Source organism: Streptomyces sp. GLSS-08 (assembly GCF_056387915.1).
This window is the reverse complement of record NZ_JBWJAQ010000021.1, coordinates 66,211-91,448: the sequence shown is the minus strand read 5'-3', so window position 1 is coordinate 91,448 and position 25,238 is coordinate 66,211. Positions and strand designations below refer to the sequence as shown.

The window sequence follows — 25,238 nt, the reverse complement described above, 5'->3', positions numbered from 1 at the left end:
GGCGGGACGTCCGCAATGACGAGCACCCCACCTTTCCTGCCATCGCAGATCCGGCGGTTCCTTGCGTACCGACCAGTCGGTAAGGTGCCGGGCATGACCTCTCCCCTGCCGGAGCGCGCCGGGCGGCGCTGCCACAACGTCCTGAACCCACTGCACTCGACGCACTACTTCTCCCCGGACCTCGGCCGGGAGATGGCCGCGATCGGACTCGGCAACGAGAGGGGCGCCTACTTCGCCGCGCGCTCCGCCGCCATGGGCGCGGTCGGTGCGGGGACGGTCACGGCGACGTTCTACAACTTCCGACACGGACTCGTGGCCGAGCACGTGCCCGGGGTGTGGCGGACCGCGTCCCCGGACGCCGTCCTCGCGGCACGCACGCGTGCCGTCGACGCGACGCTGCGACGGCTGCTCGGCGAGGAGCTGATCGCCTCCGAGGAAGTGGCCGAGGCGGCGGAACTGGCGCTGCGGGCCACCGAGGCGTGCACGAGGACGGCACGCCCCCTGTACGCCGCGCACGCCGACCTGCCCGTACCCGAGGAACCGCACCTGGCGCTCTGGCACGCGGCCACACTGCTGCGCGAGCACCGCGGCGACGGTCACCTCGCCGTGCTGCTCGCAGCGGAACTCGACCCCGTCGAGGCGCTGGTGAGCCACACCGCCACCGGCAAGGGCATGGCCCCCAGGTGGGCGCTGGGCACCCGGGGCTGGTCGCGGGAGGACTGGGAGGCGGCGGCCACCCGGCTGCGGGAGCGCGGACTGCTGGACGCGAAGGGCGAGTTGACCGACGCAGGCACGGCCCTGCGGCAGTCGGTCGAAGCCGACACGGACCGGCTGGACCTGGCCCCGTACACCCACCTGGGGGCGTCGGGCGTCGAGCGGCTCACGGAGCTGGCGAAGGGACTGCTGATCACGGCCCTGGGCAACGGCGCGTTCCCCGAAGGCATGATCGGCAAGGACTGAGGTACACGTATGTCACCCGGCCCCGTCGAACCGACGGGGGTCCAAGTGCCGGGAGACGAAAGGGGAAGCGCGTGTTCAAGGCGATCGCAGACGTGTTGCGCCAGATCGGTGGAGCCGTCGCCACAGTGGTGACCCTGCCGTTCCGGGCGGTGGCCCGGTTGTTCGGCGGCGCCTCGCACTCCGCCCGCAAGGCCTGAGCGCGGCCCCGGGCCGCACGGCCCGTCCATCCGAACCGGCTCGGGAGCCGGACGCGTCGCACGCGTCCGGCTCCCGGCGCGTTGCGGGGCCGCCCTGATCCCCTGTTGTCGGTGTCACCTGCCACAATTGCCGCGCAACCCCAGTGGAGAAGGCGGTACGGGATCGTGACGACACCCCTCGTAGGGTCCATCGAAGGCAGGATCGCCGAGGAACTCGGCGTACGGGAGCGGCAGGTCAAGGCCGCGGTCGACTTGCTCGACGGCGGTTCGACGGTGCCCTTCATCGCCCGCTACCGCAAGGAAGCGACCGAGATGCTCGACGATGCGCAGCTGCGCACGCTCGAGGAGCGGCTGCGCTATCTGCGGGAGCTGGAGGAGCGCCGCACGGCGATCCTCGAATCGGTGCGCGAGCAGGGCAGACTCACGGAGGAACTGGAGGCGCGGATCCGCGGCGCCGAGACCAAGGCACGCCTCGAGGACATCTACCTGCCCTTCAAGCCGAAGCGGCGCACCAAGGCGCAGACCGCCCGCGAGGCGGGGCTCGAGCCGCTGGCCGAGGGCCTGCTCAAGGACCCCTCGGCCGAGCCGCTCGCCGCCGCCGCGGCCTTCGTCGACGCCGGCAGGGGCGTCGCCGACGCGCAGGCCGCGCTGGACGGCGCGCGCGCCATCCTCACCGAGCGGTTCTCGGAGGACGCCGACCTGATCGGCGAGCTGCGCGAGCGCATGTGGGTGCGCGGCCGGCTGGTCGCCCGGGTCCGGGAGGGCAGGGAGGAGGCCGGCGCCAAGTTCGCCGACTACTTCGACTTCGCCGAGCCCTTCACGAAGCTGCCCTCGCACCGCGTCCTCGCCATGCTGCGCGGCGAGAAGGAGGAGGTGCTGGACCTCGTCCTGGAACCGGAGGAGCCGTCCGAGCAGCCAGGACCGTCCACGTACGAGGGGATCGTCGCCCGGCGCTTCGGGATCGCCGACCGGGGCCGCCCCGGTGACAAGTGGCTGACGGACACGGTCCGCTGGGCCTGGCGCACTCGTCTTCTCGTCCACCTCGGCATCGACCTGCGGCTGCGGCTGCGGACGGCCGCCGAGGACGAGGCGGTCAACGTGTTCGCGGCGAACCTGCGGGACCTGCTGCTCGCCGCCCCGGCGGGCACGCGCGCGACCCTGGGGCTCGACCCCGGGTTCCGTACGGGCGTCAAGGTGGCCGTGGTCGACGCGACCGGCAAGGTCGTCGCCACGGATGTCATCCACCCGCACGTCCCGGCGAACCGGTGGGACGAGGCCGTCGCCAAACTGGCCCGGCTGGCCCGGGAGCACGCTGTCGAGCTGATCTCCATCGGCAACGGCACGGCCTCCCGCGAGACGGACAAGCTCGCCGGTGACCTCATCGCGAAGCACCCCGAGCTGAACCTCACCAAGGTGATGGTCTCCGAGGCGGGCGCGTCCGTGTACTCGGCGTCCGCGTTCGCCTCCCAGGAGCTGCCCGGCATGGACGTGTCGCTGCGCGGGGCCGTCTCCATCGCCCGCCGGCTCCAGGACCCGCTGGCCGAGCTGGTGAAGATCGACCCGAAGTCGATCGGCGTCGGGCAGTACCAGCACGACCTGTCCGAGGTGAAGCTGTCGCGCTCGCTCGACGCGGTGGTCGAGGACTGCGTGAACGGCGTGGGCGTCGACGTGAACACGGCCTCGGCGCCGCTGCTCGCGCGGGTCTCCGGCATCTCCTCGGGCCTCGCCGAGAACATCGTGGCCCACCGCGACGCGAACGGCCCCTTCCGGTCCCGTACGGCGCTGAAGGACGTGGCCCGGCTGGGTCCCAAGGCGTACGAGCAGTGCGCGGGCTTCCTGCGGATCCGCGGCGGGGACGACCCGCTGGACGCGTCCAGCGTGCACCCCGAGGCCTATCCGGTGGTCCGGCGCATGGGGAAGACCGCGGGGAACGGCGTCGCGTCGCTGATCGGCAACACGGGCGTGCTGCGTTCGCTGAAGCCGGCCGACTTCGTGGACGACAAGTTCGGTCTGCCGACCGTGACGGACATCCTCGGGGAACTGGAGAAGCCGGGGCGCGACCCGCGGCCCGCCTTCAGGACGGCGACCTTCAAGGAGGGTGTCGAGAAGCTCACCGACCTGTCGTCGGGCATGGTGCTGGAGGGCGTCGTCACCAATGTCGCGGCCTTCGGTGCCTTCGTGGACGTGGGCGTCCACCAGGACGGTCTGGTGCACGTCTCGGCGATGTCGAGGACGTTCGTCAAGGACCCGCGGGACGTGGTGAAGCCGGGAGACATCGTCAAGGTGAAGGTGCTCGACGTCGACCTCCCGCGCAAGCGCATCGCGCTGACGCTGCGGCTGGACGACGAGGCGGCGCCCCAGGACCAGCCGCAGGAGGGCGGGCGTCCCCAGCGTGCGGGCCGGCCGCCCCGGCAGCGGCAGCAGCAGCCGTCGCGTCAGGGCCGCGGGGGCGGGGCGGGCGGCGGGTCCCGCCAGGCGCCCGCACCCGGCAACAGCGCGATGGCGGACGCCCTGCGGCGAGCGGGTCTGACGGACCCCGAGCGGGGCCGCTGACCTCCGGAGCCGGGCCGAGCCGTCCGGAGGCGGGCGGACCGGCACCGGTGCCGGGCGCCGTCCGGGGCGGGCGGGCCGGCACGGTTGCCGGGCGCCGTCCGGGGCGGGCGGGCCGGCACGGTTGCCGGGCGCCGTCCGGGGTGGGCGGGCCGGCACGGTTGCCGGGCGCCGTCCGGGGTGGGCGGGCCGGCACGGTTGCCGGGCGCCGTCCGGGGCGGGCGGGCCGGCACCGGGTCGGGACTCACGGCCCTCTCCCGGGTACTCCCGGGGAGGGGGCCGGTCAGCGCTTTTCGGTGACCTTGCCGTCGGCCACTTCGACACGACGGGTCGTGCTGACCGCGTCCAGCATCCGGCGGTCGTGGGTGACCAGGAGCAGCGTGCCCTCGTACGACTCCAGGGCCGACTCGAGCTGCTCGATGGCCGGCAGGTCGAGGTGGTTGGTCGGCTCGTCCAGGACCAGGAGGTTCACGCCGCGGCCCTGGAGCAGCGCCAGCGCCGAGCGGGTGCGCTCGCCCGGTGAGAGGGAGGCCGCGGGGCGCAGGACGTGGTGCGACTTGAGGCCGAACTTGGCGAGCAGGGTGCGCACTTCGGCAGGTTCGGTGTCCGGGACGGCCGCGCTGAAGGCATCGAGCAGGGACTCGGAGCCGTGGAACAGTTTGCGGGCCTGGTCGACTTCCCCGACGACCACGCCGGAGCCGAGGGCCGCGTGCCCCGCGTCCAGCGGGACCCGGCCCAGCAGGGCGCCGAGCAGCGTCGACTTGCCCGCGCCGTTCGCTCCGGTGACGGCGACCCGGTCCGCCCAGTCGATCTGGAGCGTCGCGGGCCCGAACGTGAAGTCGCCGCGCCGCACTTCGGCGTCCCGCAGCGTGGCGACGACCGCGCCCGACCGGGGCGCCGCCGCGATCTCCATGCGCAGCTCCCACTCCTTGCGGGGCTCGTCGACGGTGTCCAGCCGCTCGATCATGCGCTGGGTCTGCCGGGCCTTCGCGGCCTGCTTCTCGCTGGCCTCGCTGCGGAACTTGCGGCCGATCTTGTCGTTGTCGTTGTTCGCCTTGCGCCGGGCGTTCTTGACGCCCTTGTCCATCCAGGAGCGCTGCATCTGGGCGCGCCCTTCGAGCGCCGACCTCTTGTCGGCGTACTCGTCGTAGTCCTCGCGGGCGTGCCGGCGGGCGGTCTCACGCTCTTCGAGGTAGGCCTCGTAGCCTCCGCCGTACAGGGTGATCTCCTGCTGCGCGAGGTCGAGTTCGAGCACCTTGGTGACGGTGCGGCTGAGGAACTCGCGGTCGTGGCTGACGACGACGGTGCCGGCGCGCAGGCCGCTCACGAAGCGTTCGAGCCGTTCCAGGCCGTCCAGGTCCAGGTCGTTCGTGGGCTCGTCGAGCAGGAACACGTCGTAGCGGGACAGGAGCAGCGAGGCGAGGCCCGCGCGGGCGGCCTGGCCGCCGGACAGGGACGTCATCGGCTGGTCGAGTCCGACGCCGAGCCCGAGGGAGTCGGCGACCTCCTCGGCCCGCTCGTCGAGGTCGGCGCCGCCGAGGCCCAGCCACTGCTCCAGGCTGGTGCCGTACGCGTCGTCGGCGCCCGGTGCCCCGTCCACCAGGGCCTGGGTGGCCTCGTCCATCGCCCGCTGCGCCTCGGCCACGCCCGTACGGCGGGCCAGGAAGTCCCGTACGGTCTCGCCCGGCCGGCGCTCCGGCTCCTGCGGCAGGTGCCCGACGGACGCGCCGGGCGGGGACAGCCGCAGCTCGCCCTCCTCCGGGGTGAGGAGCCCGGCGAGCAGCCGCAGCAGGGTGGATTTGCCGGCGCCGTTGGCACCGACGAGCCCGATCACGTCGCCGGGCGCGACGACGAGGTCGAGCCCGGAGAAGAGTGAGCGGTCGCCGTGTCCGGCGGCGAGATTCTTGGCGACGAGAGTGGCAGTCATCAGAACGCCGATCCTAACGGCCCGGCCCGCCCGCTCCCGCCCCGGTTTTCCGGCCGGACGGACACGGCCCCGCACCGGCCTCAGCCGCGGCAGCGGCGCCTCCGCCTTCCGCGGGTCATCGCCTCGACCGGCACAGTCCGCGGAAGCACGTCCGTGCTGAGCGGGCCGTCGCCGCCACCAGCACGCTCCCGGAGGTGCGTGCCACGAGGAAGGACCGGTCCTTCACCGTTCCGGCATCCAGCGGGAGCCCGGTGGTGGCCGGCCGCCAGGGGACGCCGTCGAAGATCTCTTGCGCGCGTGCAGTACAGGCGGTCCAGCCGGTAGGCGGTGAGACGGACACGGCACGCGGAGGTGACCTCGACGTCCGCACCGCCGCCGGCGGCGACCAGGCCGGTGAGGCGGCGGCGCTCCCGGGGGGCTGCGGTCCAGTGCGTTCTCGATCCGGGCGACCAGGAGCGGGACGATCGGCGCGAGGCCGTCCACGTACGCGACGTCGGCGCGCGCACGCTCGAAGGACCGGCGTACGGCGGCAGGTCACCGTCGGCGAGGACTCCACCGGCACGCATCGCCGGTGCCAGGCCGAAGGTCGCGTACTCGGCAGACATGCCGCGAGTACTCCCGGGCCGGCGGTGAGGGGAGCACGCGAGGACATGTTCCGCTACCGTCCCCGCGTGGAGAAAGCTGTGAGCGGTGACGTGATCGTGGTCGGCAGCGGCGTCATAGGACTGACGACGGCCGTGGTGCTGGCGGAGAGCGGCCTACGGGTCCGGGTGTGGACGCGGGAGCCCGCCGAGCTGACCACCTCGGCCGTTGCGGGCGCCCTGTGGTGGCCGTACCGCATCGAGCCGGCGGAGTCGGCCCGCGCGTGGGCCCTGCACTCGCTGTCGGTGTACACGGAACTGGCGGAGCGCCCCGCGGAGACCGGCGTACGCATGGTCGAGGGCGTACAGGGCGAGACCCGGCTGGACGCTCGGGACCCGTGGATCAGTCAGGTGCCGGGAGTACGGGCGGCGACGGCCGAGGAGTACGCGGGGACGGCACTGTGGGCGCGGCTGCCGCTGATCGACATGCCGGTGCATCTGCGGTGGCTCCGCGAGCGCCTCCTCCAGGCCGGCGGGACGGTCGAGGCGCGCACGGTGGCGGACCTGGCGGAGGCGGCGGCGCCGGTCGTCGTCAACTGCACGGGGCTCGGCGCCCGCGACCTCGTCCCGGATCCCGCGGTGCGGCCGGTGCGCGGGCAGCTGGTGATCGTGGAGAACCCCGGCCTGCGCACGTACGTGGTCTCGACCGACGCGCCCGCCGGGACGACCACGTATCTGTTCCCGCAGCCGGACCGGCTGATCCTCGGCGGCACGACCGACGAGGACGACTGGTCCCTGACGCCCGACCCCGCGGCGGCCGCGCGGATCGTCGAGCGCTGCACTGCGCTGCGACCGGAGATCGCCGGAGCCCGTGTCCTCGGCCACCGGGTGGGGCTGCGCCCGGTGCGCGACTCGGTGCGTCTGGAACGCGAAGTGCTGCCCGAAGGACGGCTGTTGGTGCACAACTACGGTCACGGGGGTGCGGGTGTCACCGTGGCCTGGGGATGTGCGCGGGAGGCGGCCGGGCTCGCCTGCCGCTGACGCCTCAGCCGTGGTCGTGCCCGAGCGGGTCTCCCTCCGTGTCCGTGCCGGCCCCCGGGCCGACCCTGATCTCGAAGTCGCCGTCGTATCTCCTGTGCCCCTCGATCACGGCGAGTTCGACGGCCTCCGAGGCCATCTCGCCGCGCACGACGAGCGGATCCCTGCGCAGGTCCCGCATGAGGGAGACACACATGCCGATCATGACGAGGACGAAGGGCGCGGCGGCGAGGATCGTGAGGTTCTGCAGGCCGGTGAGCGCGTCGCCCTGGCCGCTTCCGACGAGCAGCATGATGGCGGCGACGGCGCCGGTCACGACACCCCAGAACACGACGACGAGACGTGCCGGTTCGAGCGCGCCCCGCTGGGAGAGCGTGCCCATCACGATGGACGCGGCGTCGGCGCCCGACACGAAGAAGATCCCGACGAGGATCATCACGAGCAGACTGGACGCCGTCGCGACCGGGAACTCCTGGAGCACGCCGAACAGTTGACCCTCGGGGGTCGACTCACCGCGGAGCGCGCCGCCCTCCTTCAGCTTCATCGCCGTACCACCGAAGACGGCGAACCAGACCAGGCTGACGCTGCTGGGGACGAGGATGACACCGCCGACGAACTGCCGGATGGTGCGGCCGCGGCTGATCCGGGCGATGAACATGCCGACGAACGGCGTCCAGGAGATCCACCACGCCCAGTAGAAGACCGTCCAGCTCCCCAGCCAGTCGGCGACGCCCTCCCCGCCGGCCGCCTCGGTGCGCCCGGCGAGCTGGGGCAGGTCGCCGAGGTAGGCGAAGATCGAGGTGGGCAGCAGGTCGAGGACGATGATGGTGGGGCCCGCGACGAACACGAAGACGACGAGCACCAGCGCCAGGACCATGTTGATGTTGGACAGCCACTGGATGCCCTTCTCCACGCCGGAGACCGCCGAGGCGACGAACGCGACGGTCAGGACCGCGATGATGGCGACGAGCAGTCCCGTGCTCACCTTGTCCATCCAGTCCAGCTCCTTGAATCCGGAGCCGATCTGCAGCGCTCCGAGGCCGAGGGAGGCGGCGGAGCCGAAGACGGTGGCGATGATCGCCAGGATGTCGATGACCCGGCCCGCGGTGCCGTTGGCGTGCTTCTCGCCGATGAGCGGGGTGAAGACCGCGCTGATGGTCTGGCGCCTGCGCTTGCGGAAGGTGCTGTAGGCGATGCCGAGGCCGACCACCGCGTAGATCGCCCAGGGGTGCAGCGTCCAGTGGAAGAGGGTGGTGGCCATTGCCGTCTCCATGCGTTCACCGGAGTCGGCGGGCGAGGTGCCGGGCGGAGGTGTGGTGTAGTGCGACAGCGGTTCACTCACGCCGTAGAACATCAGGCCGATGCCCATGCCGGCGCTGAACATCATCGCGACCCAGGACACGGTGCGGAACTCGGGTTTCTCGCCCTCGGCGCCGAGGTGGATCCTGCCGTAGCGGCTGACCGCGAGCCAGAGCGCGAAGACCACGAAGCACGAGGCGGCCAGCATGAAGGCCCAGCCGCCGTTGTGGATCAGGCCGTTGAGCATCTTCGTGGAGACGCTCTCCAGGGAGTCCGTCGCGACCGCGCCCCAGATCACGAAGGCCAGGGTCAGCGCGGCGGTGACGCCGAACACCACCCGGTCCGTCCGGTGCCCGGTGCCGCCGGGGACGTCGGACGGATCTCCCCGGCCGCCCCGTTCTTTCAGGTCCTTTGTCATCGCCGCACCTTCCCCTGGAAGCCGTATGGGCATTATTGCCTCATAACACCCATACGACCCGCCGCACGCACCGCCGCGCGCGAGGGGTGGCGCAGTCGGTGCCGACGTCCGGTCCGGAGGAGGGCGGGCCCCGTTCCAGCGACAGCCGCTGGAACGCGGCCGTGCCGACGAGGAGGGCGGGTGGCGCGGGGCCTCGTGACGCCACCCGCCCTCGGGTCTCGAAGAGTGCGCTGTTACGACCCGTAGGTCTCGAACTCGGCCACCTTCGGCGCTCCCGTCGAACCGGTGATCTCGAAAGTGATCTTGCTGAGGGAGGCCCGCGGGAAGCTGATGAGGCCCGCGCCGCTGCCCGAGGCGAGGACGGCGCCGCTGTCGGCGTTGCGGACCCTCCAGGAGCCGATGCTTCCTGCGGATCCGGATGTCTCACGGATGTTGATGCTGGAGACGGTGGTGGCGGAGCCCCACTTGATGGAGACGGAGCCGGTCGCGCCGGCCGGTGACCAGTAGGTGCTCAGGTTGCCGTCCCGGACGTTGCCGTAGCTCGTGCCGTCGGCCTTGCTCGAACCGTCGGAGCCGGCACCGAGGCTGAGATTGGTCCCGCCGGGCTGTGTCGGCGTCGCCGTGGGGGTGGGGGTCGGCGAGGTGGGAGTCGCGGTCGGCGTCGGCGTCTGGGCCCCGCAGCTGCCGTTCGACACCTGCAGACCGGTGCCGGCACCCGCCGTCCGGCGCACGATGTCGGGCACGCAGGCGGCGGCGTCGAGGGTGTGGGCGTACGGGATGCCGACCGTGGTGTTCGACTGCGGATCCGGGCCGGCGGGGTGGTTGTCGGTGCCGGGGCCGGACCAGGTCACGTTGTCGAAGATGTTGCCGCTGACCTGCCAGTAGCCGGTCGCGTCGGTGTAGAAGGTGCCGAGGACGTCCCGGGAGTCCTGGAAGTAGTTGTTGTCCACCTTGGCCTTGGCGCCGGCGCGGGAGTTGATGCCCGACTTGCCGAGGCCCACGTAGTGGTTGTTGTAGATGTGTGCCGTGCCACCGCGCAGCAGAGGGGTGCGGGAGTCGATGTTCTCGTAGAGGTTGTGGTGGTAGGTGATGAAGCCGTTGGAGAGGTCGCTCTCACTCGATCCGACGAGGCCGCCCCGCCCGGAGTTGCGCAGGATGCTGTACGACAGGGTCACGTACTGGGTGTTGTCCTTCATGTCGAAGAGGCCGTCGAATCCTTCGTCCTCTCCTCCGGACGCTTCGAGGGTGGTGTGATCGACCCAGACGTTGCGGACATTGCCCTCCATGCCGATGGCGTCCCCGCCGTTGGAGGTGGGCGAGCCGGACTTCTTCACGTTCCGGACCGTCACGTCCTGGATGATGATGTTGCTCGCTTCCCGGATGTGGATGCCGAGCTGGTCGAAGACGGCTCCGCCGCCGGCGCCGACGATGGTGACGTTGCTGACCTGCTTCAGCTCGATCACTCCGGCGGCCGTGTTGCAGCTGTCGCCGGACACCTTCGCGGTGTTGGCGTGGTTGATGGTCCCCTCGACCTGGATGGTGATGGGCGTGCTGCTGCCGGCGCGGGCGCACAGAGCCGCGTTGATAGCGGTTCCGGTGGTGGCCCGCACGGTCTGCCCGCCCGCCCCGCCGGTGGTGCCGCCGTTCTGGGTCGCGTAGCCGGTGGCGCTGCCGGTCGCCGCCGACGCCTCGGGCATCGTCAGCGCCACACCGACCGCGGCCGCTGCGGCCATGGCGGCCGACGCGGCGGAGAGTCTCAGTGCGAGTGGTCGTCTCATTCTCACTCCTGGTTCACCGTGGTCTGCTCATTCGTCGTGCCCTGCGAACAGTTGGAGCCGGTGCGGTTGACCGAGGACCGACGCGTGCGGCGGCCTCCGCGAAGGCCGCCTTCCAGCTTTCCCCCTACCTTGGAAAGCGCTTTCTCCAGCCGCAGACGATAAGTGGGCCCCCATGGAGTGGCAAGGGTCCTGACCGAATCGGATTCACATGCTCGAACATCGCTCCGCGAGCGATGGGTCACCGGCAAGACGTCACCCTCGCCGCCAGGTGACGCCTCAGTGCCGCTGACACGGGGATGCGGGGGGCATACCGGCACGTGACGAAGGGTGCGCCGTCACGGTCCGCGGCTCGTGGAGAACCTGAACACTGAACGAAGTTCACATTCATGAACTCTGCGGAGCCGACCCGCCACGCAGTGCATCAGCTCGCAGGACGGCCCCGGCCGTGGCGGTGACCGCCACGGCCGGGGCACGAGGGAGGGGCGTTACCGGGCGCCGTCGCCCGGGACGCGGCGGGGGGCGCTCGGGTCGCGTACGCCGTCGAGGACCGACGGACGCGGCGTGACCGTGGAGTCCACCGTCGCGGAGCGGAAGGCGCCGGCACCGCCGACCAGCGGTATCCGGGCCGAGGTGCGGGACAGGTCGAGCGTCAGCGTGGGCGTGCTCGACGGCGGGTCGATGAGGTCCTTGTCGGTGCCGGCGACGATGAGCGCGAGGCGGTGACCCTCCGGCACGACGTGGTCGGTGGCGGCCAGGTCCAGGGTGATGGTGTAGGCCTTGCCCGGGGTGAGCGGGACTCCCTTCGCGGCGGACGCGTGGTTGCCGAGGTCGGCCCAGCCGCGGCTGACCACCGTGTAGTCGACGTCCGCGTTCTTCGCCGCGGTCTCCTTGAAGCAGGAGCTGTCCCCAGCGGTGCTCGGGCCCCAGCAGGTGCGTTCCGTGAGCGTCGTGATGCCCTCCCCGGCGGCGGCGTAGTCACGGATGGTGTCCGGGCCGAGGTCGACCAGGACCGCGGAGAGGTGCGCGGTCGACGTGGTCGGGGTGGCGGTGACGATGACCTGGGACGAGCCGGACAGTCGCAGTTCGCGGGTCAGCGTCGGGGTGGTGAACCCGGCCTTCTCGGGGGTCGGGCCGTCGATGTGGGCGGCCCAGTCGCTCTCGCTCAGTCGCGGGTCGTCGGTGAAGGTCTCGGTCCCGGACCTCGTACGGAGTCCGAGGGTGCCGACGCCCGGCCTGGCACCCTTCCCGGGATGCAGGCGCACCCCGTCGGTCCCCCGCGGCGGCCAGACGCCGGAGGTGACCCAGGTGTCGGGGGCGCGCTCGATGTCGGCCACCGGCTCGTCGTCGATGCCGTTGTCGTAGCCGAGGAGTTCGTGGTCGAACCAGCGGTGCAGCGTGTCGACCCAGGCGGCGCGGCGGAAGTCGAAGGGGTCGACGTGGCCGGTCTGGGAGAGCCAGATCTTGCGCTCGACGCCGTTCCTGGCCAGGGCGCTCCACCACCGTCCGACGTGCTGGGTGCGGACGTTGAGGTCCTGCATGCCGTGGACGAGGAAGACGCTGGCCCGCACCCGGTCGGCGTGGCGCACGTAGTCGCGCTCGGTCCACAGCGAGGTCCGGTCGCCGGTGCGCGGTGCCTCGTCGACGAGTTTCCGCTGGACGGCGGCGCACCGGGCGCGGGCGTCCGGGCTCTCCACGTAGTCGGACAGCCACTCGGGGCCGGAGTCGTAGAGGGGGGCGCCCTTGGCGAAGTAGTAGTCGTACCAGGAGGAGATGGCGCTGATGGGGACGATCGTCTTCAGGCCCTCGACCCCGGTGGCGGCCACGCCGTTGGCGATCGTGCCGTCGTAGCTCTTGCCGATCATGCCGGTTCTGCCGTTGGTCCAGCCGGCCCCTGCCCGGTCGGCTCCGGTGCGGGTCGTGTAGCCCCTGGCCCGGCCGTTCAGCCAGTCGACGACGGCCTTCGCCGACTGGACGTCGGAGCGGCCGCCGACGTCGACGCAGCCGTCGGAGCGGTTGGTGCCGGCCAGGTCGACACCGACGAAGGCGTACCCGCGCGGCACGAAGTAGTTGTCGTAGAACAGCGGCATCCGGACGACATGGCCGTTCGCGTCGTACGTCTTCTTCTGGCTCTCGTTGCCGCGCCCGCAGCAGGAGTAGTACGGGCTGGCATCCATGATCACGGGCACTTTGCGGCCCCGCTGGGCGGGTTCGCGGGGGCGGACGATGTCGACGGCGACGCGGTCCCGCTTCCCGTCGCCGTCGCCGTCCAGTCCGGTGTCGACCCATACGGATTCGCGGATGGCGTTCTCGTAGGAGTAGACCGGTGTGCTCTCCCGGGGCGCGCTGTGGGCGACGGCGGGGGACACGAAGGCGGCCAGCAGGGCGGTGGTGGCCGCCGTCGCGAGCGATCTCCAGGTGGTGAGGCGCCAATGGCGCGCACGTATCGGCATGCGCGGAAGGTACCCCGGTCAACTCCCGTGCAAAAGGGGACTCTTGCGGGTGCGTACGGCGTGATGGCTCATGTCGGCCGAATGGCGATCGTGTGACGGGTGGGGCCGTGGACATGACCGTGGCCGCGGCGGCTGAATAGTCTCCGAACAGACTCCGTGACCCTACGACTTGGAGCTCCTGTGCACCGCAGACTCATCGCCCCGGGCGCGCTCGCGGCCTCCCTCCTGCTGGCGATCCCGGCATCGGCGGCCGGCGCCTCCCCCGGCGCCCCGGGTATCGGCGACCCCTACTACCCGGCCTACGGCAACGGCGGGTACGACGTCTCGCACTACGACCTGCGGCTGAAGTACCAGCCGAAGACGGACGAGCTGGAAGGCACGGCGACCCTCCTGGCGACGACGACGCAGGACCTGTCGCGGTTCGACCTGGACTTCCTGCTCGACGTCAGCGAGGTGCGGGTCAACGGCGCGAAGGCGTCGTTCGCCACGTCGGGACAGCACGAGCTGGAGATCACGCCGGCCCGGCCCCTCGCCAAGGGCACGCCGGTCACGGTCGTCGTCCGCTACAGCTCAGTGCCGTCCACGAAGACCGCGTACGGCTTCTCGACCTGGCACCGCACCCCGGACGGCGCCGTCGCGGCGGACGAGCCGGAGGCGGCCTGGTGGTGGTACCCGAGCAACGACCACCCGCGGGACAAGGCGACGTACGACGTCTCCGTGTCGGTGCCCGACGGGACGCAGGCGATCTCCAACGGAACGCTGCAGTCGACGAGTTCACGGCTCGGCTGGACCCGCTACAACTGGCGCTCCAACAAGCCGCAGGCCACCTACCTGACCACGCTCGCGGTCGGGAGGTTCGACCTCACCACGGGGACGACGTCCGACGGCGTGCCCGTCGTCAACGCGTACAGCAAGGACCTCGGGGACAACGACGGGGCCGCCCGGGCGAGCGTCGAACGGACCGCGGAGATCACCGACTGGCTGACCGGCTACTTCGGCCCGTACCCCTTCAACTCGGTCGGCGGGTACGTCCCGAACACCACCACCGGGTACGCGCTGGAGACCCAGACCCGGGTGTTCTACAGCCCCCGCCAGTTCGCGGGCGGGTCGAACACGTCCGTCGTCGTGCACGAGCTGGCCCACCAGTGGTACGGCGACAGCGTGTCCCTCGCCGGCTGGAAGGACATCTGGATCAACGAGGGCTTCGCGCGGTACGCGCAGTGGCTGTGGTCGGAGCACGAGGGCGAGGGCACGGCGCAGGAACTCGCGGACTACGTGTACGCGTCGCACCCGGCGGGCGACGCGTTCTGGACGGTGGCGCCCGGTGACCCGGGTCCTGAGCACCAGTTCGACATCGCGGTCTACGACCGGGGCGCGCTGGCGGTGCAGGCGCTGCGCAACGAGGTGGGGGACGACGCGTTCTTCGCCGTTCTGAAGGGCTGGCCGAAGGAGCACGCGTACGGGAACGCGTCCGTCGACGACTTCCGGAAGTACGCGGAGAAGGTGTCCGGCACCTCGCTCGGCTCGCTCTTCGACGCCTGGCTGTACCAGCCGTCGAAGCCGGGCGCGCCCGCGGCGCGGGACGCGGCGATCGCGCGGGACGCGGGAACGAAGGGCGCGGAAGGTGCGCCCGCACGGCCCAGGTCCTGGAAGAAGATCGCCGCGACCGACTCCGTGCACTGACACCGCCCCGGCCAGGGTTTCCCCCGTCCGTCCGCCCTCTTCCGGGCGGGCGGACGGTTCTCTGCGTGGCGCCGCCGGTCAGCGCCCGGGTTCGGCCCGGACGGGTCCCGGCCCGCCCGCGATGCGGCCCGCCAGCTCCGAGGCCAGCTCGGACACCGACATCCGGAGCTCGGTGTCGGCGGCGCGCCGCTCGGCCGCGCCGCGGGCCCGTGCCCGCGCGGCGCGGGCGTCCCGCTCGCGGCGGCCGTCCTCGCGGGACGCGGCTGGCGGCACGGCGAGCGGTACGGCACCCTCCTCGGGGGCCCGCCGCCCGGTGCGGGCCGCGTAGTCAATCCGAAGCCCGGTGCCGGCGGCGTCGTCAGCCCGAAGCCGAGTGCGGGCAGCGTCGTCAGCGCGAAGCCGGATGCGGGCCGCGTCGTCAGCCCGCCGCCCGGTGCGGGCCGCGTCGTGCTCCGCGGCGGCCAGGAGCCTGTGCGTCCGGGACCGTTCGGCCGCGGCGGCGGCCCGCACCGCGTCCGCCCGCTCCGCGGCGCCCCCGGCCGCCTCGCGCCGGGTCCCGAGGGTCCGGTGCAGCGGCGGCAGCGCGCGGGCGAGGCACAGGTACACCACGGCGAACAGCGGCAGCGCGAGGAGGAGGTCTGCGGCCCTCGGGCCGGCCGGACGCGCCGGGTGCGGAAGGAAATCCATGTCCGGGACCTACCCGCTCACATGTGCGAAACCAACGCGCATCTGCGCCATAGTTGACCGAAATTCACCGTTGTGGCCGTACCGGACCGCGGGATGCCGCCGCACCCGTGCCTCGAGCAACCTACCCGGCGATCCGGGTCAGCTCCTGGTCCGCGGACTGCGCGACGCGGCGCCGGACGGCGAACCAGCCGCCGGCCAGCAGCACCGCGACGAGCGGGATGAGGAGCAGCGTCTTGCGGCCGACCTCCGGGTCCTTGCCCATCAGGCCCAGCACGGCGACGAGGAAGGCGATCGTGACGATCTCGGTGACCGGGCTGCCCCACAGGCGGAACGAGGGGCGGGTCAGCAGGCCCTCCTTGGCGCGGCGGACGAACACCAGGTGGCAGATCATGATGATCACCCAGGTGCTGATGATGCCCAGGGACGCCACGTTCAGGACGATCTCGAAGGCCTGGCTCGGCACGAGGTAGTTCAGGACGACACCGAGCACGCACACCGCGCAGGTCAGCAGGATGCCGCCGTAGGGGACCTGGCTGCGGTTCATCCTCGCGGTGAACTTCGGCGCGGAGCCCGCCATGGCCATGGAGCGCAGGATGCGGCCGGTGGAGTACAGGCCGGAGTTCAGCGAGGACATGGCCGCGGTGAGGACCACCAGGTTCATCACGTCACCGGCCGCCGGGACGCCGATCTTCGACAGCACCGTGACGAAGGGGCTCTGGCCGGCCGAGTAGACCGAGCCGGGCAGCAGCAGGGCGAGGAGGACGACCGAGCCGACGTAGAAGAGCGCGACCCGCCACATGATCGAGTTCACCGCGCGCGGGACGACCTTCTCCGGCTCGGCGGTCTCGCCCGCGGCGACACCGACCAGTTCCAGGGCGGCGTACGCGAAGATCACGCCCTGCATCACCAGGACGACGGGCATGGCTCCGTGCGGCAGGATGCCGCCGTGGTCGGTGATGACGCCCACGCCCGGGGTGGTGCCGCCGACCTCGTGCCGCGTCGCCAGCAGGAAGATGCCGACCAGCATGAACGCGACGAGGGTGGCGACCTTCACGATCGCGAACCAGAACTCCATCTCGCCGAAGATCTTGACGGAGATCAGGTTGACGGCCAGGACCACCGCGAGCGCGACGAGGGCGAGCACCCACTGCGGGATGTCGGTGAACAGGCTCCAGTAGTGCGTGTAGAGCGCGATCGCGGTGATGTCCGCGATGCCGGTCGTGGACCAGTTGAGGAAGTACATCCAGCCGGCGACGTAGGCGCCCTTCTCGCCGAGGAACTCGCGCGCGTACGACACGAAGGACCCGGAGGAGGGCCGGTAGAGGACCAGCTCGCCCAGGGCCCGCACGACGAAGAAGGCGAAGACGCCGCAGACGAGATAGGCCAGGGCCAGCGCGGGGCCCGCGTCGTGGAGCCGGCCGCCGGCACCCAGGAAGAGTCCGGTGCCGATCGCTCCGCCGATGGCGATCATGTTGACGTGGCGGGCCTTGAGGTCCTTGCTGTACCCGGCGTCGCCCGCGTCCGCGGGGGTACCGGCGGCTTCCGGGCGGGATACGGCCCTGGCCGTGTCTACGGCGTCCTTGCTCACGGGTGGATCAACTCTCTAATGCCCCGGCGCACGGCGTACGCGGGTGTCGGGATGTGTCCGGCCCGCACCGTCCCACTCCTGGCACAGACCAAGGCGCCACCTTCCCTCAGAGATCACCCCGCATGCGGTGGCCGATGTCACATAGCGGCACATCTCACATGCTGATCAGGGCCTGTACAGATGTCCCGGGACGTGCATCCGGCACCCTCCGGTCCGGGTGCCGGCCGGCTCCGGCGTGCTTTCACCACTCTGGTGAGACAGCAATACTGTTGCACCGGACCACCGCACCACCCGAAGAGGCGAGGGGCTGCCATGACGACGGACACCGGGGAGCCGACGCTCACGGTCGACGAACTGGCCGCGCGGGCCGGCGTCACGGTCCGTACGGTCCGCTTCTACAGCACCAGGGGTCTGCTGCCGCCGCCCGTGATCGGCCCCCGCCGCGTGGGCCACTACAGCGGGGAGCACCTGGGCCGGCTCGCGCTCATCGAGGAGTTGCGGCACCAGGGCATGACGCTGGCCGCGATCGAGCGTCACCTCCAGCGGCTGCCGCCGGGCCTGAGCGCCGAGGACCTCGCCGTCCACCGCGCCGTGGTCGCCTCGTGGGCGCCGGACACGGCGGAGGAGATGTCGCGGGAGGAACTGGAGCGGCGGGCGGGCCGGCCGCTCGACGCGGCGGACCTGGACCGGCTCACCGCGATGGACCTGATCGTCCCCGTCCCCGGCGGGTTCCGTGCGGATCCGGGACTGCTGCGGCTCGGCGTCCAGCTCCTCGACGTGCCGATCGCGCCCGAGGCGATCCTCGCGGCGCGGACCGTCCTGCTGGAGCACTCGCGGGCGGCCGCGCACGAGCTGTCCACCCTGCTGCGGGAAGCGGTGGGCGGACGGGAGTCCGTGGCCGCCGTGAAGTCCCTGTCCGCGCACATGCAGCCGCTCGTGGTGCAGGCCCTGCTGACGACCTTCCAGCGCTCCCTCAAGGAGGAACTGCGGGAGTGGCTCAGGGAGTCCTGAGCCACCTTGCCGCCACGCGCAGCCGCCACGCGCGGCGGCTGCGCGATGTGTGGCGGCTGCGCGACGCATGCCGGCTACGCGTTGCGATGCGGCTGCGCGATGCGTGCCGTGCGCCACGCGTGCCGGCTGCCGCTGCTACTTGTCGCTGAACGTCTCGCCGTTCTCCGCCTTCTCGACGAGGAGCGCGGGCGGCGTGAACCGCTCGCCGTAGCGCTCGGCGAGTGCGCGTGCGCGCGTCACGAAGCCGGCCGGTCCGCCCTCGTACCCGTTGATGTACTGGAGCACGCCGCCCGTCCAGCCCGGGAAGCCGATCCCGAGGACGGATCCGATGTTGGCGTCGGCCACGGACGTCAGGACCCCTTCTTCGAGGAGCCGGACCGTGTCGAGCGCCTCGGAGAAGAGCATGCGCTCCCGCATGTCCTCGAACGGGATGCGGTGCCCCGGCTTCGTGAAGTGCTCGCGCAGTCCCGGCCACAGCCTGCCGCGGCTGCCGTCCTCCCCGTACTCGTAGAAGCCCGCTCCCCCGCTGCGTCCCGTGCGGCCGAACTCGTCGACCATGCGGTCGATGACCGCCTCTGCCGGGTGGGTCGCCCAGGTGCCCCCCGCCTCCTCGACGGCGCGCCGGGACTCCTCGCGGATCCTGCGCGGCAGGGTGAGGGTCAGCTCGTCCATGAGCGAGAGCACCTTCGCCGGGTAACCAGCCTGGGCCGCCGCCTGCTCGACGGACGCGGGCTCGATGCCCTCGCCGACCATCGCGACGCCCTCGTTGATGAAGTGCCCGATGACGCGCGAGGTGAAGAAGCCGCGCGAGTCGTTCACGACGATCGGGGTCTTGTTGATCTGGCGGACCAGGTCGAAGGCGCGGGCCAGCGCCTCGTCACCGGTGCGCTCGCCCCTGATGATCTCGACGAGCGGCATCTTGTCGACCGGCGAGAAGAAGTGCAGCCCGATGAAGTCGCCCTGCCGCTCCACGCCCTCGGCGAGGACGGTGATGGGCAGGGTGGAGGTGTTGGAGCAGAGCAGGGCGTCGGGCTCGACGACGTGCTGGATCTCCTGGAACACCTTGTGCTTGAGTGCCGGGTCCTCGAAGACGGCCTCGATCACGGCGTCGCAGCCGGCGAGGTCCTGCGGGTCCGCCGTGGGCGTGATGCGGGCGAGCAGCGCGTCCGCCTTCTCCTGGGTGGTACGGCCCCGCGAGACGGCCTTGGCGCACAGCTTCCCGGAGTAGTCCTTCCCCCTCGCCGCGGCCTCGGCCGAGACGTCCTTGAGGACGACGTCGATGCCGGCGCGGGCGCACGAGTAGGCGATGCCCGCGCCCATCATGCCGGCGCCGAGCACGGCGACCCGGCGGACCTGGCGCGGTGCGATGCCGTCGGGCCGGCTGGCACCGGAGTTGACGGCCTGGAGGTCGAAGAAGAACGCCTGGATCATGTTCTTGGCGGTCTGCCCGGTGACCAGCTCGGTGAAGTAGCGCGCCTCGATGGTCAGCGCCGTCTCGAAGTCGACCTGGGAGCCCTCGACGGCGGCCGCGAGGATGTTGCGCGGGGCCGGGTAGGGGGCGCCGTTCAGCTGCTTCTTCAGGCTCGCCGGGAAGGCGGGCAGGTTCGCGGCGAACCTGGGGTTCGACGGCGTGCCGCCGGGGATCTTGTGTCCCGGCTCGTCCCAGGGCTGCTGCGACTCGGGGTTGGCGTCGATGAAGGCGCGCGCCTTGGCGAGCATCTCCTCGTGGGTGGTGGCCACTTCGTGGACGAGGCCGTTCTCCAGGGCGCGCCGCGGGGAGTACTGGGTGCCCTGGAGCAGCACCTTCAGCAGCGCGTCCGCGATGCCCATGAGGCGTACGGTGCGGGTGACTCCGCCGCTCCCGGGCAGCAGGCCGAGGGTGACCTCGGGCAGGCCGATCCTGGAGCCGGGGGCGTCCAGGGCGATGCGGTGGTGGGAGGCGAGGGCGATCTCGTAACCGCCGCCGAGTGCCGCGCCGTTGACGGCGGCGACGACGGGCTTGCCCAGTGTCTCGATGCGGCGCAGGGAGGACTTGAGGGCGACGCCGGCCTCGAACACGCGCTGGGCGTCCTCGGGTCCGGCCTTCATCATGTCCTTGAGGTCGCCGCCCGCGAAGAAGGTCTTCTTGGCGGAGGTGTAGATGATGCCGCGGATGGAGTCCTTCTCCGCCTCGGCGCGTTCGGCGACCGCCGCGATCGAGGTCCTGAAGGCCTGGTTCATCGTGTTGGCGGACTGGTTCGGGTCGTCGAGGACGAGGGTGACGACGCCGGTCTCGTCCTGTTCCCAGCGGATGGTGGTGCTCTCGGTCATGAGGAGGGTCTCCGTGTAGGTCTCGTGGGCCGCTGGGGAGTTACAGGCGCTCGATGATCGTGGCGATGCCCATGCCGCCGCCGACGCAGAGGGTGGCGAGGCCGTAGCGCTTGTCCTGGCGCTCCAGTTCGTCGACGAGGGTGCCGAGGATCATCGCGCCGGTCGCGCCGAGCGGGTGGCCGAGTGCGATGGCGCCGCCGTTGACGTTGACCTTGTCCAGGGACAGGCCCATGTCCTTGACGAAGCGCAGCACGACCGCGGCGAAGGCCTCGTTGATCTCGACGAGGTCGATGTCGTCGATGGTCAGACCGGCCTTGGCGAGTGCCTTGCGGGTGGCGGGCGCGGGGCCGGTGAGCATGATGGTCGGCTCGGAACCGGAGACGGCGGCGGAGACGATGCGGGCGCGCGGGGTGAGGCCGTAGCGCTCGCCGACCTCGCGCGAGCCGACCGCCACGAGGGAGGCGCCGTCGACGATGCCGGACGAGTTGCCGGCGTGGTGGACGTGGTCGATCTCCTCGACCCAGTGGTACTTCTGCAGGGCCACGGCGTCGAAACCGCCCAGTTCGCCGATGTCGGCGAAGGAGGGCTTGAGCCCGGCGAGCGAGTCGGCGGTGGTGCCCGGGCGCAGGTGCTCGTCGTGGTCGAGGACGATAAGGCCGCTGCGGTCCCTGACCGGCACGACGGACCGGCCGAAGCGGCCGTCCTTCCAGGCCGCGGCGGCGCGTTCCTGGGAGAGGGCGGCGTACTCGTCGACGTCGCGGCGCGTGAAGCCCTCGATGGTGGCGATGAGGTCGGCGCCGATGCCCTGCGGCACGAAGTTGGTGTCCAGGTTCGTCATCGGGTCGGCGAACCAGGCGCCGCCGTCCGAGGCCATCGGCACCCGCGACATCGACTCGACGCCGCCCGCGAGGACCAGGTCCTCCCAGCCCGAACGGACCTTCATGGCGGCCAGGTTGACGGCTTCGAGACCGGAGGCACAGAAGCGGTTCTCCTGGACGCCGGCGACGGTGTCGGGCAGTCCCGCGGCGATCGCGGCGATGCGCGCGATGTCGGAGCCCTGGTCGCCGACCGGGCCCACCACGCCGAGCACGATGTCGTCGATCGCGGCCGGGTCGAGGCCCGGGAAGCGGTCGCGGATCTCGTGGATGAGCCCGACGACGAGGTCGATGGGCTTGGTGCCGTGCAGGGCGCCGTTCGCCTTGCCGCGGCCGCGCGGGGTGCGGATCGCGTCGTACACGTACGCTTCGGTGCTCACTGAAAAGCCTTTCGGGGAGGGCCAGGGGGTTAGCCGAGCAGGGAACGGCCGATGATCTCCTTCATGATCTCGGTGGTTCCGCCGTAGATGGTCTGGATGCGTCCGTCGGTGAAGGCCCTGGCGACGCGGTACTCCGTCATGTAGCCGTAGCCTCCGTGCAGTTGGAGGCATCGGTCGGCGACCCGCTTCTGGAGTTCGGTGGCCCACCACTTGGCCATCGAGGCGTGCACGGCGTCGAGTTCGCCGTTCGCGTGGTCGACGATGCAGCGGTCGAGGAACGTGCGGGTGACGGCGCACTCGGTCGCCATCTCGGCTATCTCGAAGCGGATGTGCTGGAGCTTGGACAGCGGCCGTCCGAACGCCTCGCGCTCCTTGACGTACGCGGTGGTGATCTCCAGCAGGTGCTCGGCCGCGGCGATCCCGGCGACGGCGATGCCCATGCGCTCCTGCGCGAGGTTCGTCATCAGGTGCAGGAAGGCGCCGTTCGGCTCGCCGAGCAGGTTCTCCTTGGGCACGCGGACGTCGTGGAAGAACAGCTCGGCGGTGTCCTGCGCCTTCTGGCCGATCTTGTCCAGGTTGCGGCCGCGCTCGAATCCTTCCGTGCCGCGCTCGACGACCAGCAGGGACAGGCCCTTGGCACCGCCCTCGGGAGTCGTCCTCGCGACCACGATCACCAGGTCGGCGAGGATGCCGTTCGAGATGAAGGTCTTGGAGCCGTTGAGCAGCCAGTGGTCGCCCCGGTCCTCGGCGTGCGTCCTGATGCCCTGGAGGTCGGAGCCCGCGCCCGGTTCGGTCATGGCGATGGCCGTGATCAGCGAGCCGTCGCAGAACCCGGGCAGCCAGCGCCGCTTCTGCTCCTCGGTGGCCAGGTCCGTCAGATACGGCCCGATGATGTCGTTGTGCAGGCCGAGGGCGAGTCCGGCGGCCCCGGCGCGCGTGAACTCCTCGGCCAGTACGGCGCTGTAGCGGAAGTCGGCGGTGCCGCCGCCCCCGTACTCCTGCGGGACGGCGAGGCCGAGAAGTCCCTGCTTCCCGGCCGCTCGCCAGGCCTCGCGCGAGACGATGCCGTCCTGCTCCCACTGCTCGTAGTGCGGCAGGACCTCCTTGGCGAGGAACGTGCGGACGGTCTCGCGGAACGCGTCGTGCTCGGCGGAGAAGATCTGCCGCTTCATTGCCCAAGCCCCCTAGAGCCAGTTCTTGACGGTCTCGACCAACTTCGCCGGGTCCTCGCCGACGGGTGTCACGTTCAGCATTGTGACGCCGGCCTCGCGGAAGGCCTCGACACGCTCGCGGACGTAACTCTCCGGTCCGCAGAGCGACATGAGCTCGCAGAACTCTTCCGGTACGGCCGCCTCGGCTTCCCGCTTCTTCCCGGAGAGGTACAGCTCCTGGATGAGGGCTGCCTCCTGCTCGTAGCCGTAGGCCACGGCGAGGTCGTTGTAGAAGTTCTTGCCGGGCGCGCCCATCCCGCCGACATACAGGGCGATCCTGGGACGCGCGAGGTCGCGCAGCGCCGACGCGTCCTCCCCGATGGCGAGCGGTCCGCCGGCGGCGATCTGCAACGGACCGAGGGACGGGTCCCGGCGTGCGGCGCCCTCCGCGAGGGGCGTGCCCCACACCTGGTGCGCCTTCTCCGGGATGAAGAGGGTGGGCAGCCAGCCGTCGGCGATCTCGGCGGTCATGCGCACGTTGGCGGGGCCCAGGGAGGCCACGTACAGGGGCACTTCGGGGCGCACGGGCCTGGTGAGGATCTTCAGGGGCTTGCCGAGGCCGCCGGGGCGGGGCATGTCCGTGATGCCGTGGTGGTCGATGATCTCGCGGCGCAGGATGCGGCGGGTCAGTTCGACGGCCTCGCGGGTACGGCCGAGCGGCTTGTCGTACGCCTTTCCGTGCCAGCCCTCGACGACCTGCGGGCCGGAGGCGCCGAGGCCGATGAGCGCGCGGCCGCCGGAGACCGCGTCGAGTCCCGCGGCGGTCTGGGCGATGAGGGCGGGCGTGCGGGAGTAGACGTTCAGGATCGCGGCGCCGATCTTGACGCGCTCGGTGCGGGCGGCCAGGTAGCCCATGACCGTGGGCGAGTCGAAGCCGTAGGCCTCGGCGACCCAGACGGCGTCCAGCCCGGCGGATTCGAGGGCGGCCACGTCGTCGGCGGCCTGGCGGGGGTCGCCCGCGTAGTCGAGCGGGAGGGAGAGCTCCATCAGGTGCGGTCCTTGCTGTCGCGGCGCGGCATGTCGCCGTCCTCCATCAATTGGGGCAGGTCCCAGTCGCGGGCCACCTCTGCGGTGTCGGCGCCGGGCCGGGCGGGCCCACGGCGCACGGAGGTGGGGGTGGCGGAGAAGCGGGGGGCGGGGGCGGGCTGGGTGATGCCGCCGTGGTCGGTGAAGGTGCCGCGGGCGGCGAGGTGCGGGTGGGCGGGGGCCTCGCGCAGCGACAGGACCGGCGCCACGCACGCGTCGGAGCCTTCGAAGACCGCGGTCCACTCGTCCCTGGTACGGGCCCTGAAGCGGGCCGCGACCGCCGCGCGCAGGTCGTCCCAGCGCGCCGGGTCCGTGCGGGCGGGGGCGTCGTCCGCGATGCCGAGCAGCTCCACGAACTCGTCGTAGAACCGTTCCTCCAGAGCACCGACGGCCATGTACCGCCCGTCGGCCGTCTCGTACGTCCCGTAGAAGGGAGCGCCCCCGTCGAGCAGGTTGGCGCCGCGCCGGTCCTGCCAGCGGCCGGCGGCCAGCATGCCGTGGATCATCGCGGACAGATGCGCGGTGCCGTCGACGACGGCCGCGTCCACGACCTGGCCGCTGCCGCTCTCGCGCGCGTGGTGCAGGGCGGCGAGGATGCCGACGACGAGATAGAGCGAGCCGCCCGCGTAGTCCCCGAGGAGGTTCGCGGGGACCACGGGCGCCTTCTCCGGGCTGCCGATCATGCCAAGAGTGCCGGTCAGGGCGATGTAGGCGATGTCGTGCCCGGCGCGCGGGGCGAGCGGTCCTTCCTGGCCCCAGCCGGTCATGCGTCCGTAGACGAGCCTGCGGTTGCGGGCGTGGCAGATGTCGGGGCCCACGCCCAGCCGTTCGGCGACGCCGGGGCGGTACCCCTCGATGAGCACGTCGGCGCGCTCCACGAGGTCGAGGACGCGGTCCGGCCCGTCCTGGGCCTTCAGGTCGACGACCACGGAGCGCTTGTTCCGGTTGGTGACGTCGTACGCGGGGTCGATCGCGAGGCCCGTACCGTGCGGCCGGTCGACGCGGACGACATCGGCCCCGAGGTCGGCGAGGAGCATCCCGGCGAACGGGCCGGGCCCGATGCCCGCCAGCTCGACCACGCGCACCCCGGCGAGCGGACCGTGCCCTGCCGTTCCTGCCGCTGCCATCCGGGCTCCCAGCACTGTGACACCACCGATGTGACATCGGCGATGTTAAAGAACGCGTTCCACTTCGGACAAGACCTGAACGAGCAAGCGCTTAGTCAAATTCCGGCCGTTGTGAGCCCGCCGCGTTCGGCCCACCGCACCT

Annotated in this window: 16 protein-coding genes and 2 pseudogenes; 6 read left to right on the top strand and 12 right to left on the bottom strand. The window is 71.6% G+C overall.

What is annotated here, in order from left to right:
- Window positions 1-93 precede the first annotated feature (93 nt).
- The 3 genes from AC0ZLC_RS28945 (at window position 94) to AC0ZLC_RS28935 (ending at window position 3,710) form a co-directional block, all read left to right on the top strand.
- A complete protein-coding gene (locus tag AC0ZLC_RS28945) occupies window positions 94-960 on the top strand; it encodes an SCO6745 family protein (RefSeq protein WP_476754903.1) in 867 nt (288 codons plus the stop codon).
- A 71-nt stretch (window positions 961-1,031) separates the two neighbouring features.
- Complete coding sequence (locus AC0ZLC_RS28940; protein WP_358851902.1) at window positions 1,032-1,157, top strand: LPFR motif small protein; 126 nt, start codon at window positions 1,032-1,034, stop codon at window positions 1,155-1,157.
- Window positions 1,158-1,322: 165 nt separating this feature from the next.
- Entirely contained in the window at window positions 1,323-3,710 is a 2,388-nt protein-coding gene (locus tag AC0ZLC_RS28935) for a Tex family protein (RefSeq protein WP_476754902.1), read from the top strand.
- A 280-nt stretch (window positions 3,711-3,990) separates the two neighbouring features.
- Here the strand turns inward: AC0ZLC_RS28935 and AC0ZLC_RS28930 are convergent, their stop codons facing one another.
- Window positions 3,991-5,634 (bottom strand): ABC-F family ATP-binding cassette domain-containing protein, encoded by a 1,644-nt coding sequence (locus AC0ZLC_RS28930; protein ID WP_476754901.1) that lies wholly within the window; start codon window positions 5,632-5,634, stop codon window positions 3,991-3,993.
- A 115-nt stretch (window positions 5,635-5,749) separates the two neighbouring features.
- Window positions 5,750-6,165 (bottom strand): annotated as a pseudogene (locus tag AC0ZLC_RS28925) (hypothetical protein); the annotation flags it as partial.
- Window positions 6,166-6,305: 140 nt separating this feature from the next.
- Between AC0ZLC_RS28925 and AC0ZLC_RS28920 the strand changes: the two are divergent.
- Window positions 6,306-7,256: an FAD-dependent oxidoreductase gene (locus AC0ZLC_RS28920; RefSeq protein WP_476754900.1), complete on the top strand. Its 951-nt coding sequence runs from the start codon at window positions 6,306-6,308 to the stop codon at window positions 7,254-7,256.
- Between the two features lie 4 nt (window positions 7,257-7,260).
- On the opposite strand, the gene AC0ZLC_RS28915 is transcribed toward AC0ZLC_RS28920, so the two are convergent.
- The 3 genes from AC0ZLC_RS28915 to AC0ZLC_RS28905 all read right to left on the bottom strand — a co-directional run bounded on the left by AC0ZLC_RS28915 (window position 7,261) and on the right by AC0ZLC_RS28905 (window position 13,198).
- Window positions 7,261-8,970 carry a BCCT family transporter gene (locus AC0ZLC_RS28915; protein ID WP_476754899.1) on the bottom strand — a complete coding sequence of 570 codons (1,710 nt, stop codon included), beginning with the start codon at window positions 8,968-8,970 and terminating at the stop codon, window positions 7,261-7,263.
- A 233-nt stretch (window positions 8,971-9,203) separates the two neighbouring features.
- Entirely contained in the window at window positions 9,204-10,748 is a 1,545-nt protein-coding gene (locus tag AC0ZLC_RS28910; RefSeq protein WP_476754898.1) for a pectate lyase family protein, read from the bottom strand.
- Window positions 10,749-11,233: 485 nt separating this feature from the next.
- Window positions 11,234-13,198, bottom strand: a complete 1,965-nt coding sequence (locus AC0ZLC_RS28905; RefSeq protein ID WP_476754897.1) for a Xaa-Pro dipeptidyl-peptidase — start codon at window positions 13,196-13,198, stop codon at window positions 11,234-11,236.
- 180 nt (window positions 13,199-13,378) lie between these two features.
- Here AC0ZLC_RS28905 and AC0ZLC_RS28900 point away from each other — a divergent pair, with 180 nt between their 5' ends.
- Complete coding sequence (locus tag AC0ZLC_RS28900) at window positions 13,379-14,881, top strand: M1 family metallopeptidase (protein WP_476754896.1); 1,503 nt, start codon at window positions 13,379-13,381, stop codon at window positions 14,879-14,881.
- A gap of 78 nt (window positions 14,882-14,959) precedes the next feature.
- Here the strand turns inward: AC0ZLC_RS28900 and AC0ZLC_RS28895 are convergent, their stop codons facing one another.
- Both AC0ZLC_RS28895 and AC0ZLC_RS28890 read right to left on the bottom strand, forming a co-directional pair.
- Window positions 14,960-15,568, bottom strand: a complete 609-nt coding sequence (locus AC0ZLC_RS28895; protein WP_476754895.1) for a hypothetical protein — start codon at window positions 15,566-15,568, stop codon at window positions 14,960-14,962.
- 121 nt (window positions 15,569-15,689) lie between these two features.
- Complete coding sequence (locus AC0ZLC_RS28890) at window positions 15,690-17,156, bottom strand: amino acid permease (protein WP_476754894.1); 1,467 nt, start codon at window positions 17,154-17,156, stop codon at window positions 15,690-15,692.
- A 158-nt stretch (window positions 17,157-17,314) separates the two neighbouring features.
- Here AC0ZLC_RS28890 and AC0ZLC_RS28885 point away from each other — a divergent pair.
- Window positions 17,315-18,167 (top strand): annotated as a pseudogene (locus tag AC0ZLC_RS28885) (MerR family transcriptional regulator).
- Window positions 18,168-18,302: 135 nt separating this feature from the next.
- Here AC0ZLC_RS28885 and AC0ZLC_RS28880 read toward each other — a convergent pair.
- The 5 genes from AC0ZLC_RS28880 to AC0ZLC_RS28860 are packed head-to-tail and all read right to left on the bottom strand — an operon-like array spanning window position 18,303 to window position 25,096.
- Complete coding sequence (locus AC0ZLC_RS28880; protein ID WP_476754893.1) at window positions 18,303-20,477, bottom strand: 3-hydroxyacyl-CoA dehydrogenase NAD-binding domain-containing protein; 2,175 nt, start codon at window positions 20,475-20,477, stop codon at window positions 18,303-18,305.
- 40 nt (window positions 20,478-20,517) lie between these two features.
- Window positions 20,518-21,732: an acetyl-CoA C-acetyltransferase gene (locus tag AC0ZLC_RS28875; protein ID WP_476754892.1), complete on the bottom strand. Its 1,215-nt coding sequence runs from the start codon at window positions 21,730-21,732 to the stop codon at window positions 20,518-20,520.
- Between the two features lie 29 nt (window positions 21,733-21,761).
- On the bottom strand, window positions 21,762-22,904 hold the full coding sequence (locus AC0ZLC_RS28870) for an acyl-CoA dehydrogenase family protein (protein WP_476754891.1): 1,143 nt from the start codon (window positions 22,902-22,904) through the stop codon (window positions 21,762-21,764).
- A 12-nt stretch (window positions 22,905-22,916) separates the two neighbouring features.
- Window positions 22,917-23,930, bottom strand: a complete 1,014-nt coding sequence (locus tag AC0ZLC_RS28865) for an LLM class F420-dependent oxidoreductase (protein ID WP_476754890.1) — start codon at window positions 23,928-23,930, stop codon at window positions 22,917-22,919.
- Window positions 23,930-25,096 carry a CaiB/BaiF CoA transferase family protein gene (locus tag AC0ZLC_RS28860; protein WP_476754889.1) on the bottom strand — a complete coding sequence of 389 codons (1,167 nt, stop codon included), beginning with the start codon at window positions 25,094-25,096 and terminating at the stop codon, window positions 23,930-23,932. The genes AC0ZLC_RS28865 and AC0ZLC_RS28860 overlap by 1 nt, the downstream gene beginning before the upstream one ends.
- Window positions 25,097-25,238 lie beyond the last annotated feature (142 nt).

Bases quoted from the DNA above. Each gene is read 5' to 3' on its own strand.
- AC0ZLC_RS28945 (WP_476754903.1), top strand. From the start codon at position 94: ATGACCTCTCCCCTGCCGGAGCGCGCCGGGCGGCGCTGCCACAACGTC.
- AC0ZLC_RS28930 (WP_476754901.1), bottom strand. From the start codon at position 5,634: ATGACTGCCACTCTCGTCGCCAAGAATCTCGCCGCCGGACACGGCGAC.
- AC0ZLC_RS28915 (WP_476754899.1), bottom strand. From the start codon at position 8,970: ATGACAAAGGACCTGAAAGAACGGGGCGGCCGGGGAGATCCGTCCGAC.
- AC0ZLC_RS28910 (WP_476754898.1), bottom strand. From the start codon at position 10,748: ATGAGACGACCACTCGCACTGAGACTCTCCGCCGCGTCGGCCGCCATG.
- AC0ZLC_RS28905 (WP_476754897.1), bottom strand. From the start codon at position 13,198: ATGCCGATACGTGCGCGCCATTGGCGCCTCACCACCTGGAGATCGCTC.
- AC0ZLC_RS28895 (WP_476754895.1), bottom strand. From the start codon at position 15,568: ATGGATTTCCTTCCGCACCCGGCGCGTCCGGCCGGCCCGAGGGCCGCA.
- AC0ZLC_RS28880 (WP_476754893.1), bottom strand. From the start codon at position 20,477: ATGACCGAGAGCACCACCATCCGCTGGGAACAGGACGAGACCGGCGTC.
- AC0ZLC_RS28870 (WP_476754891.1), bottom strand. From the start codon at position 22,904: ATGAAGCGGCAGATCTTCTCCGCCGAGCACGACGCGTTCCGCGAGACC.
- AC0ZLC_RS28865 (WP_476754890.1), bottom strand. From the start codon at position 23,930: ATGGAGCTCTCCCTCCCGCTCGACTACGCGGGCGACCCCCGCCAGGCC.
- AC0ZLC_RS28860 (WP_476754889.1), bottom strand. From the start codon at position 25,096: ATGGCAGCGGCAGGAACGGCAGGGCACGGTCCGCTCGCCGGGGTGCGC.